This window comes from Sphingomonas sp. NPDC019816, assembly GCF_050274375.1.
Classification (GTDB): Bacteria; Pseudomonadota; Alphaproteobacteria; order Sphingomonadales; family Sphingomonadaceae; genus Sphingomonas.
Genome location: NZ_JBNNOB010000121.1, coordinates 1 through 11,568 on the forward strand (window position 1 = coordinate 1; position 11,568 = coordinate 11,568).

10 protein-coding genes and 1 pseudogene are annotated in these 11,568 nt (G+C 66.2%); 6 read left to right on the top strand and 5 right to left on the bottom strand.

What is annotated here, in order from left to right:
- Positions 1-151 precede the first annotated feature (151 nt).
- On the bottom strand, positions 152-1,438 hold the full coding sequence (locus ACQKJZ_RS15085) for a tetratricopeptide repeat protein (RefSeq protein ID WP_427731996.1): 1,287 nt from the start codon (positions 1,436-1,438) through the stop codon (positions 152-154).
- 168 nt (positions 1,439-1,606) lie between these two features.
- Here ACQKJZ_RS15085 and ACQKJZ_RS15090 point away from each other — a divergent pair, with 168 nt between their 5' ends.
- From ACQKJZ_RS15090 to ACQKJZ_RS15110, 5 genes are all read left to right on the top strand, one after another.
- Positions 1,607-2,362: a YaaA family protein gene (locus ACQKJZ_RS15090; protein WP_427731998.1), complete on the top strand. Its 756-nt coding sequence runs from the start codon at positions 1,607-1,609 to the stop codon at positions 2,360-2,362.
- Positions 2,359-3,057, top strand: coding sequence for an SDR family NAD(P)-dependent oxidoreductase (locus ACQKJZ_RS15095; protein WP_427732000.1), 699 nt, complete (start codon positions 2,359-2,361; stop codon positions 3,055-3,057). Before ACQKJZ_RS15090 ends, ACQKJZ_RS15095 begins: the two co-directional genes overlap by 4 nt.
- Positions 3,058-3,503: 446 nt before the next feature.
- Positions 3,504-6,254, top strand: a complete 2,751-nt coding sequence (gene gyrA, locus ACQKJZ_RS15100; RefSeq protein ID WP_427732002.1) for a DNA gyrase subunit A — start codon at positions 3,504-3,506, stop codon at positions 6,252-6,254.
- Complete coding sequence (locus tag ACQKJZ_RS15105) at positions 6,254-6,601, top strand: DUF952 domain-containing protein (protein ID WP_427732014.1); 348 nt, start codon at positions 6,254-6,256, stop codon at positions 6,599-6,601. Before gyrA ends, ACQKJZ_RS15105 begins: the two co-directional genes overlap by 1 nt.
- Positions 6,602-6,679: 78 nt before the next feature.
- Positions 6,680-7,966 carry a methyl-accepting chemotaxis protein gene (locus ACQKJZ_RS15110; RefSeq protein WP_427732004.1) on the top strand — a complete coding sequence of 429 codons (1,287 nt, stop codon included), beginning with the start codon at positions 6,680-6,682 and terminating at the stop codon, positions 7,964-7,966.
- A gap of 4 nt (positions 7,967-7,970) precedes the next feature.
- On the opposite strand, the gene ACQKJZ_RS15115 is transcribed toward ACQKJZ_RS15110, so the two are convergent.
- Positions 7,971-8,405 carry a DUF488 family protein gene (locus ACQKJZ_RS15115; protein ID WP_427732006.1) on the bottom strand — a complete coding sequence of 145 codons (435 nt, stop codon included), beginning with the start codon at positions 8,403-8,405 and terminating at the stop codon, positions 7,971-7,973.
- Between the two features lie 74 nt (positions 8,406-8,479).
- On the opposite strand from ACQKJZ_RS15115, the gene trmFO reads away from it, so the two are divergent.
- Complete coding sequence (trmFO, locus tag ACQKJZ_RS15120) at positions 8,480-9,874, top strand: methylenetetrahydrofolate--tRNA-(uracil(54)-C(5))-methyltransferase (FADH(2)-oxidizing) TrmFO (protein WP_427732008.1); 1,395 nt, start codon at positions 8,480-8,482, stop codon at positions 9,872-9,874.
- Here the strand turns inward: trmFO and ACQKJZ_RS15125 are convergent.
- The 3 genes and pseudogenes from ACQKJZ_RS15125 to ACQKJZ_RS15135 all read right to left on the bottom strand — a co-directional run.
- Positions 9,783-10,271 (bottom strand): EF-hand domain-containing protein, encoded by a 489-nt coding sequence (locus ACQKJZ_RS15125; protein ID WP_427732010.1) that lies wholly within the window; start codon positions 10,269-10,271, stop codon positions 9,783-9,785. The genes trmFO and ACQKJZ_RS15125 overlap by 92 nt on opposite strands.
- Positions 10,272-10,535: 264 nt before the next feature.
- A complete protein-coding gene (locus tag ACQKJZ_RS15130; protein ID WP_427732012.1) occupies positions 10,536-11,228 on the bottom strand; it encodes a squalene/phytoene synthase family protein in 693 nt (230 codons plus the stop codon).
- Between the two features lie 89 nt (positions 11,229-11,317).
- Positions 11,318-11,479 (bottom strand): annotated as a pseudogene (locus ACQKJZ_RS15135) (transketolase C-terminal domain-containing protein); the annotation flags it as partial.
- Positions 11,480-11,568: the final 89 nt, after the last annotated feature.

Here is an 11,568-nt window from a genome sequence, read left to right on the forward strand (position 1 = left end):
AGTTCAACTGTGCTCTTCCGATCAGGCTGAACGGGGTTTAGGGGGCTAGGCCAAGACCAACAGCCGTTCAGCCTGAGCGAAGTCGAAGGCCACGCCCACACCTCAACCGATAACGCCCCTGCACCGTTGCCAGTGCAGGGGCGTTATCAGATCAAGCCTGGGTGTCGAGATAGGTCTTCCAGAACCCGGCCAGTTCAGCACGCGGCGAACCCTGCACCGCGTCGAACGCGGCCTTGGCGCCGGCCTTGTCGCCCTGCGCGGCGAGCGCGATGCCGAGGCGCGTGTTCACCTCGTTCGCATCGACCCCGCCCTTCTGAAGCGCCAGGCGGTACAGCTCGGCGGCCTTGCCGTAGTTGCCCTGACCATAATAGGCCTCACCGGTCAGCGCGGCGAGCTTGCCGTCACCGGCCGACTTGGCGCGCGCCTCGGTCGGGGCCAGCGAGCCCTCCTGCTTGTTCTTGGCTTCGGCCGCCGCCAGCATCGCCTTGGCGGTCGCATTGCCCGACGGGATCTTGCCGGTCGCCATGCCTTCCTTCAGGACGGTCGCCGCTTCGGCCGGCAGGCCCTTGTCCGTCGCGTACTGGGCATATTCCATATAGTCGTTCTGATCGGCCAGCGACTTCGACGCGCGCATCAGGCGGAACAGGTCCAGCTTCTGGTTCTTGTCCAGCGTCGCCAGCGAACCCTGCTGAAGGCCATAGATGACCAGCACGTTGCGCCAGTTCTGGGCGGTCGGATAGGCCGAGACCCACTTGCGCATCCAGCCCAGCGTCTCGGGCACCATCTTGGCCTTGTTGGCGCGGCCGATGGCGTACTTGTAATAATCCTCCGGCGCCTTCTGGCCCGAGGCGTTCATCTGATCGATGGCGGCGGCGAGGTCGGCATTGGCGCCCGCGACGTCACCCATCTCCATCTTGGTCTTGACGATCAGCATCGGCAGGTTGGGATCGTTATAGCCCAGCTGCTTGGCCTGTTCGAAATACTTCAGCGCGATCGGATACTGCTTGCCGTTGAACGCCAGCGCGCCACGACGATAGACGTAACGCGGCTTGTCGGCGGCCGGGGTCGACGGGCTGGCGATCAGCGCGTCGAGCGGCTTGGCCAGCGTCGCCTCGTCGATCGGGGCGTTCGGATTGGCCTGCTGGGCCGCGAACAGCTTGCCCGATTCGAGTTCGTAGCGCAGCGCCGCTGCGATATACTTGTCATCCTCGGTCTTGGCGGCGGCCTCGACCGCGGCGATCAGCGGCTCGGCGGCGGCATAATTCTTCTGTTGCAACACCGGCTGCGCGGCCTGCGCGGCCTTCAGCGCCTCGGGGCTCAGCTTCAGCCCGCCGGCTTCTTCCTTCTTCTTCTGCGCGGACACCGGCGCGGTCAGCACAACGCTGCCCATGCCCGTCGCGAGCGCGGCCGCCAGCGCGAGCTTCGGTAGGATTTTCATGCGAATTCTCTCCAAGAATACAGCCGGTCGGTCCGGGATCGTCGATGGCAGGCTTGATAGGGACAGCGCGCGTCCCGTTCAAGCAAGGCGATTGATGAACCCCCTCTATCCATCAGGCGCTGAACGCGGATTGAACACGAACGCTCCCGGCGCTAGCGGGCGGCCATCATGATCGCCGTCATCTCCCCCGCCAAAACGCTGGACTATAAAAGCCCGCTTCCCGCCCTCCATCCTACCCGGCCGCACTTCGCCGAGGAAGCCGACACGCTGGCCGCCGCCGCCGCGCAGCTGGGCGAGGACAAGCTGGCGTCGCTGATGCGCATCTCGCCCGCGCTCGCCACGCTCAATGCCGACCGGTTCCGCAATTTTGCCGAGGGGCCCGAGCGGCCGGCGCTCTTCGCCTTTGCCGGCGACGTCTATACCGGCCTGGAGGCCAAGACGCTGGATGAACCGGCGGTGCTGTTCGCGCAGGATCATCTGCGCATGCTGTCGGGGCTGTATGGCCTTCTCCGCCCGCTCGACGCGATGCGTCCCTATCGGCTGGAGATGGGTACGCGCTGGGCCCCGCATAAAGGTGGATCGGGCAGCGACAAGCTGACCGACTGGTGGGGCGATCGCATCGCCAAGCGCCTGGCGGACGAGGTCGAGGCGGAAGGATCGGGCGCGATCCTGAACCTGGCCAGCCAGGAATATTGGCATGCCGTCGACGGCAAGCTGCCGCCCGCGATCCGCATCATCGCGGTCGATTTCCGCGAGGGCGACCGCTTCATCAGCTTCCATGCCAAGAGGGCGCGCGGCGCCATGGCGCGCTGGATGATCGAGCACGGGATCACCGATACCGACGCGATGCGCGGTTTCGATAGCGACGGTTATGCGTTCGACGCCGAGGCGAGTACGCCGACGCAGTGGAGATTTGTCCGATGAGCGAATGGAAGCGGGCGATCGTCATCGGCGCATCGGGCGGCATCGGCGGCGCGATCGCCGATGCGCTGGAGGAGGAAGGGGTATCGGTCACCCGTCTCGCCCGCGCGATGACCGGTGACGCGCATATCGACCTTGAGGATGAAGCCAGCATCGCCGCCGCCGCCAAGCGGATCGCCGACGGCCCCGCCCCCGATCTGGTGATCGTCGCGACCGGTCTGCTACACGATGGCGAGCACGGCCCGGAAAAGGCGATAGACCAGCTGTCGCCCGAATGGCTGGCGCGCAATTTCGCGGTCAATGCGATCGGCCCGGCGCTGGTCGCCAAGCATTTCCTTCCGCTGATGCCGCGCACCGGCAAGACGATCTTCGCGGCGCTGTCGGCGCGGGTCGGATCGATCTCCGACAATCGCATGGGCGGCTGGTACGGCTATCGCGCGTCCAAGGCGGCGCTCAACCAGTTCATCCGTACGCTGGCGATCGAGCATAAGCGGCGCAACGATCGCTCGATCGTCGTCGCGCTCCACCCCGGCACGGTCGACACCGCCTTGTCCAAGCCGTTCCAGGGCAATGTCCGCCCCGGCGGCCTGTTCGCGCCGGACCGCGCGGCGGTGCAATTGCTCGACGTGCTGGACGGGTTGAAGGCGCCGGATAGCGGCAAGCTCTTCGATTGGGAGGGCAAGGAAGTCCAGCCCTGAACCTTCCTCCCCGCTCGCGGGGAGGTGGCAGACCGAAGGTCTGACGGAGGGGGGCTTCCTCATGGGACGTCCATAGCGGCACGCCCCCTCCACCATGCTTCGCGTGGTCCCCCCTCCCCGTACCGGGGAGGATCACAACCCCCTGATTATCGATCAGATTACAACATTGTAACATCGGCGACATCCGGCCGAAACCGCGTGGCCGGCATAAGGGCGGGGCTGGTTGCCTTTACTCCCGCTGGCGGCCAGCCACTCCCAAGACCCGAAATCCTGCTGACCGGGGGGGAAGCAGGGACCTCGGGCCCGCCCCCGCCGCTCCTTTCGCCCACCCGTCGTTCCTCCCAAACGGCGCCTCGCGAATGGGGCGCGCGGGGGTGGTCAGGGGCTCTCGGCTGGGCTAGTACCTTTGGTTCCCATCTGACCATCAAGCCGGAAAGCAACAGACTTTGGCCGACGAGACGACCCTCGCGGAACCTTCCGATATTTCGACGATCTCCATCGTCGACGAGATGAAGTCGAGCTATCTCGACTATGCGATGAGCGTGATCGTGGCGCGTGCGCTGCCCGATGTCCGTGACGGCCTGAAGCCCGTCCATCGCCGTATCCTCTATTCCGCCGCCGAAAGCGGCTTCGTCGCGGGCAAGCCCTATCGCAAGTCGGCGCGCATCGTCGGCGACGTGATGGGTAAATACCATCCGCACGGCGACAGCGCGATCTACGACGCGCTGGCCCGCATGGCGCAGGACTGGTCGATGCGCGTGCCGCTGATCGACGGTCAGGGCAATTTCGGCTCGATGGACCCCGATCCGCCCGCCGCGATGCGTTACACCGAAGCGCGTCTGGCCAAGGTCGCCAACTCGCTGCTCGACGATCTCGACAAGGACACGGTCGACTTCCAGCCCAACTATGACGGCTCGGAGCGCGAACCCTCGGTCCTGCCCGCCCAGTACCCCAACCTGCTGGTCAATGGTGCTGGCGGTATCGCGGTCGGCATGGCGACCAACATCCCGCCGCACAATCTGGGCGAGGTGGTGAATGCCTGTCTCGCGTACATGGAAAACGGCGCGATCACGGTCGAGGAACTGAACGAGATCGTCCCGGCCCCCGACTTCCCCACGGGCGCGCTGATCCTCGGCCGCTCGGGTGCGCGGTCGGCCTACCAGACCGGGCGCGGCTCGATCATCGTGCGCTCGCGTCACGAGATCGAGGAGATGCGCGGCGACCGCCGGGCCATCGTCCTCACCGAAATTCCCTATCAGCAGGGCAAGAACGCGCTGGTCGAAAAGATCGCCGAGGCCGCCAAGGAAAAGCGGATCGAGGGGATCAGCGACATTCGCGACGAATCGAACCGCGAAGGCGTTCGCATCGTCATCGACCTGAAGCGCGATGCGACCCCCGAAGTCGTGCTCAACCAGCTCTGGCGGCACACCCCCGCCCAGACCAGCTTCCCGGCCAATATGCTCGCCATTCGCGGCGGACGGCCCGAGTTGCTGAACCTGCGCGACATCATCCAGGCCTTCGTCCAGTTCCGCGAGCAGGTCATCACCCGCCGCTCTAAGTTCGAATTGGCCAAGGCGCGTGAGCGGGCACACATCTTGCTGGGCCTCGTCATCGCGGTGACGAACCTGGACGAGGTGGTGCGGATCATCCGTGGTTCGGCCTCGCCGGTCGCCGCGCGCGAAGCTCTGCTGTCGCGCGAATGGCCGATCGCCGAGATCGCCGGCTATATCCGCCTGGTCGAGGCGGTCGAAAGCGAAGGCTTTGGCGACACCTATCGCCTGTCGGAGACTCAGGTTCGCGCCATCCTCGACCTGCGCCTGCACCGTCTGACCGCGCTCGGCCGCGATGAAATCGGCGACGAGCTGAAGGGTCTGGCGGACTCGATCACCGAGCTGCTCGAAATCCTCGCCAACCGCGTGAAGCTGTACGAGGTGATGCGCGGCGAGCTGGTGGCGATCCGCGATCAGTTCGCGACCCCGCGCCGCTCGGAAATCGCCGCCGCCGCCGATGGCATCGACGACGAGGACCTGATCGAGCGCGAGGACATGGTCGTCACCGTGACCATGCAGGGCTATATCAAGCGTACCCCGCTCGACGCCTTCCGCGCGCAGAACCGGGGTGGCAAGGGCCGCTCGGGCATGGCGACCAAGGACGAGGACGTCGTCACCGAGCTGTTCGTGACCAGCACGCATACGCCGGTCCTGTTCTTCTCGAACCATGGCAAGGTCTATCGCTACAAGGTGTGGCGCCTGCCCGAGGGCGGTCCGGCCACGCGCGGGCGGCCGATGGTCAACCTGCTGCCGCTGGCACCGGGTGAGGTCATCTCCACCGTGCTGCCCCTACCTGAGGACGAGGCGGAGTGGGGCAAGCTCCATGTCATGTTTGCCACCGCCAAGGGCGCTGTGCGCCGCAACTCGATGGATGCATTCACCAACGTCCCCTCGAACGGCAAGATCGCGATGCGCTTCGACGATGAGAGCGAGGACCGTCTGATCGGCGTCGCGCTGCTCGGTGCCGAGGACGACGTGCTGCTCGCCACCCGTTGCGGCCGCGCGATCCGCTTCGCCGCCGACGATGTGCGCGAGTTCCAGAGCCGTACCTCGACCGGCGTGCGCGGCATCGCGCTGAAGGGCGAGGACGAGGTCATCTCGCTCTCGGTCCTGCACCGTGTCGGCACCACCCAGGAAGAGCGCGAGGCTTACTTGCGCTTCGCCCCCTGGAAGGGTGAGAAGGAAGGCGAGCCGGAGCTGTCGGTCGAACGGTATGACGAGTTGCGCAATTGCGAACAGTTCATCCTGACCGTCTGTGCCAATGGCTATGGCAAGCTGTCCTCGGCCTATGAATACCGCCGCACGGGCCGCGGTGGTCAGGGCATCACCAACATCGACAATATCGCCCGCAACGGCGATGTCGTCGCCAGCTTCCCGGCGTCCAAGGGGCATCAGCTGATGCTGGTGACCGATCAGGCCAAGCTGATCCGCATGTCGCTGGCGTCGCTCCGCGTCATCGGGCGCGGCTCGGCGGGTCTGCGGCTCTTCAACGTGGCACCGGGCGAGCATGTCGTCTCGGCCGCACGCATCGAGGAAACCGAGGAAGACGCCGAGATGAACCTGGCCGAGGGCACCCCCGAGATCGCGCCCGAGCCGGATGCGATTGTCGGCGAGAATCTGGCCGCTGGCCCCGAGGATGGCGAATGATGCGACCCACCACCGCCTATAAGGTGCTGACTGCCGATCAGATGGCTGAGCTGGAGCATGAGGGCGTCTTCACGGGCGCGCCGGTGGATAAGGCCGATGGCTATATCCATTTGTCCACCGCCGCCCAGCTGACCGAGACGGTCGACAAGCACTTCGCCGAACAGAGCGACCTGCACATCGCGGCGGTCGATCTGGAGGCGATGGGCGGTGCGGTGAAGTGGGAGGAGAGCCGTGGCGGCCAGGTCTTTCCGCATCTCTATGCCGACCTGCCGCTGTCGGCGGTCATCGCCTATGGCCCGATGAAGCGCGACGATGACGGGACGGTGCGACTGCCCATCGCGGGATAGGTCGCAAAATTTCTGTCGTCACCGAAACGTCATAAATCCCTAACGCCGCATTTACGGTTGCGGCGTTAGGGATTGGTTATGAAACCGCCCCACTTCTCCACATGGTCCGCCCCCGGCGGCGGCGATCCGGTGATCGACCATGCGGCGTCGTTGACCGAGGCGGTCGGCCTGTTCCGACACCATCCTGATATGCGCCTGCTGCCGGTGCTCGACGCCGAGCGGCGGCCGATCGGTGCGATCCTGGAACGCGATGTGAAGGGATTGCTCTACAATCCCTTCGGCCATGCGCTGCTGCAAAATCCCGATTTCGGGGCAAGCCTGACATCCTATGTCCGCGCGCATCCCTGTTGCGAGGTGACGACTGGCGTCGCCGAGCGGCTGGCGCTCCATGCCGACTGGGGCGCACCCGACGCGCTGATCCTGACCGAAAACGGCGTGTTCGCCGGCACGCTCGACGCCGCCACCATCGCCCGGCAGGCCGCCGATGCGCAGACCGCGCTGGCCCGCGAACGGATGGTGCGGGCCCGCCAGATCGACAGCGCGGCGCGCGGCTTCATGGCCGACATCGCTATATTGTGCGACACGCTGGGCCTTGCGAGCGGCGATATGGGTCGCGTCGCCGGCGACCTTGCGCGCTATGCCGGGCAGACGCAGGACGGTGCCGCGCGGATGACCGAGGCGGTTGCCCAAAGCCGGTCGGCGCTGGGCGACACCGCCACGCGCGGACGCGGCCTGGCCAGCGCCTTCGCCACGATCACCCGCGACATGGACGAAGCCCGCACCATTCGCGACACGGTCAGCGACCGTATCGCCAGGGCCGCCCGCCGCACCGCCGCGCTGGCCGACAGCGCCACCGCGATCGACGCGTTGCTCGCGCTGATCGAGACGGTATCGACGCGCACCAACCTGCTCGCCCTTAACGCCGCGATCGAGGCCGCTCGCGCTGGCGATACCGGACGCGGCTTCGCCGTCGTCGCGCATGAGGTGAAGGCGCTCGCCAGCCAGACCCGCGACGCCGCGCAAGGTGCCGCCCGCAACATCGCAGAGGTGAAGACCAACCTCCACGCGCTCGTCACCGAACAGGGCCAGCTGGGCGAGGCCGTCACCGCGATCGGTGCGATCTCGCAGTCGATCGACGTCGCGGTCGCAGCCCAAGCCGTTGCGACCACCGCCATCGCCACCAATGTCGAACAGTCGGTGACGGCGGCGCATCAGATCGGCCGGCAGGTGGCGCAGATCGAGCGCGACGCGACCCGGATCGACCGCGATGCCGGATCGCTCGACACGCTATCGCAGGCGCTCGGTGACACGATCGAGTCCTTGCGCGAACGGACCGCGCGCTTCGTCCAACTGGTCGCCGTCTGACCCGTCAGACGTAGAGATCGACCACGTCCACCCCCTGCCCCACCGCTTCCAACAACAAGGTGCGGTGGCAATGACAGGGATCGCGCTCATAGCAGAGCAGCGCGCTGGGCTTCTCGCCCGCCAGATCGAGCATCCGCGCGGCCGCCGCCTGCGCTTCGGGCAAGGCAAGCTGGTCATCATAGACCTCGCGCAGCGTGCCGACATCGCCCTTCTTCGCCGCATCGCGCCCGCGCTTGGGCGTGCCCAGATCCTTCAGATGGACATAGTCGATCCCGACCTCCTTCAACGCGACGGCGAGCGGCGATTTGGAGAAACCCGGCCGCCGCGACAGCGGCAGCGCGCGGACATCGATCAGCCGCTCGACCCCGGCCGCTTTCAGTGTCGCGAGAAAGCCGTCGACGGTCGCGCCCTCATATCCGATGGTGAAGATGGTGGTCATACCACCAAAGTGGGAAGCGCTGCGGGGCACGCCAAGTCCTTCCAACCGCGACGTTCCGGGTTTAAGGCGACGCCATGGAATATGACATTCATGTGATCGGCGGCGGGCTGGCTGGCTCGGAAGCCGCATGGCAGCTGGCCGAGGCGGGGCTGAAGGTGCGCCTGTCCGAAATGCGCGGCGGCGCGGACACCACGCCCGCGCATCAAGGCGGCGACCTGGCGGAACTGGTCTGCTCCAACTCCTTCCGTTCGGACGATGCGACCTCCAACGCGGTCGGGTTGCTGCATCAGGAAATGCGCGCGCTCGGCTCGATCATCATGGCCAAGGGCGACACCCATGCGGTGCCCGCCGGGTCGGCACTGGCCGTCGACCGCGACGGTTTTTCCGGCGGCGTGACGGCGGCGTTGGCGGCGCATCCCAACATCACCATCGTCCGCGAGCGGATCGACGCCCTGCCGGAGGGGCCTGCGATCATCGCCACCGGCCCGCTGACCGCGCCAAGCCTCGCGGGTGGGATCGGCGAGGCGACCGGCGCGGAGGCACTGGCCTTTTTCGACGCGATCGCACCGATCGTCCACCGCGAGTCGATCGACATGGACGTCGCCTGGTTCCAGAGCCGCTGGAACAAGGGCACGGGCAAGGATTATATCAACTGCCCGATGGACAAGGAGCAATATTACGCCTTCCATCAGGCACTGCTCGACGGCGAGAAGACCGAGTTCCGCGAGTGGGAAAAGGACACGCCCTATTTCGACGGCTGTATGCCGGTCGAGGTGATGGCCGAGCGCGGGGTCGAGACGCTGCGTTTCGGGCCGATGAAGGGCGTCGGGCTCGACGACCCGCGCACCGGACGCTGGCCCTATGCCGTCGTCCAGCTGCGACAGGACAATGCGGCGGGGACGCTCTGGAACATCGTCGGCTTCCAGACCAAGCTGAAATATGCCGAGCAGATTCGCATCTTCCGCACCATTCCTGGCCTGGAGAAAGCCGAGTTCGCGCGGCTGGGCGGCCTGCACCGCAACACCTTCATCCGCTCGCCCGAACTGCTCGACGCAACGCTGCGGCTGAAGTCGCGACCCAACCTGCGCTTTGCGGGCCAGATCACGGGCTGCGAGGGCTATATCGAAAGCGCGGCCATCGGCCTGCTCGCCGGGCGTTTCGCCGCGGCCGAGCTGACCGGCAAGACCATCGCGCCGCCGCCGGTCGAGACGGCGCTGGGCGCGCTGCTGGGTCATATCACCGGGCTGGCCGAGGCGGAGACCTATCAGCCGATGAACGTCAATTTCGGCCTGTTCCCGCCCATTCCCGGCCGGACCAAGAAGGCCGACCGCAAGCGCATGTACACCGACCGCGCGCGCGAGGCGCTGCCCGGCTGGCTCAACTCTCTTCCGCCGGGCCCGCCTCCGGTGCCTCAGCCGGTGCCGTTCGTGCCGGAGGACAGTCCCGCCGAGCAGCCGGTCGACGCTTGACGGCAGTGGTCGCGAACTCGGCCGCGTTCATCGCGCCCGACTTGTCACGGTCGGCGGTGGCGAATTTGGTCGTGGCCTTGATCGCCCATTCGTCGAAGCTGAGCTTGCCGTCGCCGTCGCGGTCCAGCTTGGCGTAAGCCTTGCGCCGCGCGGCGAGATATTCGTCACGGGTGATCGTGCCGTCGCGGTCCTTGTCATAGCGGTCGAAACGCTTCTGCTCGCGGGTGCGGGCGGAGGCTTCGGGGAGTGGGGCGTCGTCTTCGGTGGTGGTTTGCGGGGCGGTCGCAGCGCTTGCGGCGGGGAGTGGCGACGGTATGTCGGGGCGACTGCCCCAGAGGAACAGCCCTGCCCCCACCAGCACGAGCGTGCCCAACCCACCGGCCAGATAGCGCCACATCGGTCCCGTCTCCCCCGTTCGACAAGGTTATGGTTAACCGGGGTTAGGCGTGTGCGGCAAGGCGATTCCCGTGGCCTTCGACTTCGCTCAGGCTGAACGGGGCTCGGCGGGGCGGCCATACTCCCAGCCGTACCCCGGCGAAGGCCGGGGTCCAGTTTCTGTGCTGCTGATGGTGCGCCATGGATAAGCGAGGGAGGCAAACATCCAGCACTATCGATGAATTAGCACGACTGGACCCCGGCCTTCGCCGGGGTACGGCTCCAGTCAGCGCCCGCTCAGACCATGCCATGCCAGCCGTGCGGCGCGCAGGGGATGGCCGGGCAGACGATCGGGATGACGCAGGCTCTCCCGTGCCAGAACCGCCAGACCACTCAAGCCCCGAGCGGACTTGGGCGACTTGCCCCCGAGTGCGACGTCCAACGCCGACACAGCTCCTGCTCCGATTCGAGTGCGGGCGTCGCCGTCGGAAAGATGCTGCGCCAGATCGGCCTTCGCCCATGCCGCCCCCAGCGGCGCTAATCCCGATTGCCCCAACAACCGCCCGATACTCGCGAACAATACGCCGCCCCGTGCATCGGCATGGCGCGCAATTCGCTCGTCTTCGAGCGGCTCGCCATCGTCAAGAAGCGCCTCCCAACCCTCGATCATCGGCGCGAGGTCCGCCCCCCGCACACCACCCGGCAAGACCGACGCAGCCAGCCGCTGCAACACCGGATGCGCGGGCGCAGGTTCACGGTCCAGCTTTTCCAGCGCCTCGTACCACCAGGTCAGCCGCATCTGGCCGATCATCGGCTCGGTCGTGCTTTGCAGGATCGAGGCAAGCTGGTGGTCCAGATCGAGCAGCGCCGCGAAGCCATCCCGCGCGGCGGCAGGCGCGTAGCCGACCGCAAGCGCCTGTTCGCGCATCACCGCCTCGATGGCGGGCGGGGGCGAGGTGGGGGCAAGAGCATCGGTCATCCCCTGCCCTTCGCACAGGTGGTGCCCATGAAAAAGGGCCTCCCGGTCTCCCGGAAGGCCCTTTTCAAACCAAAAGCTTACCCCACGGCTCAGCCGCGATAGGTGACCTTCTTGACCGCCGCGACGACCTTGTTCGCGTCGACCAGCGCCAGCTTTTCGAGGTTGGCGGCGTACGGCAGCGGCACGTCCTCGTTGGTCACGCGCAGTACCGGCGCGTCGAGGTCGTCAAAGCCTTCTTCCATCACGACGGCAAAAAAAAAAAAAAAAAAAAAAAAAAAAAAAAAAAAAAAAAAAAAAAAAAAAAAAAAAAAAAAAAAAAAAAACCCACACCCCCCCCCCC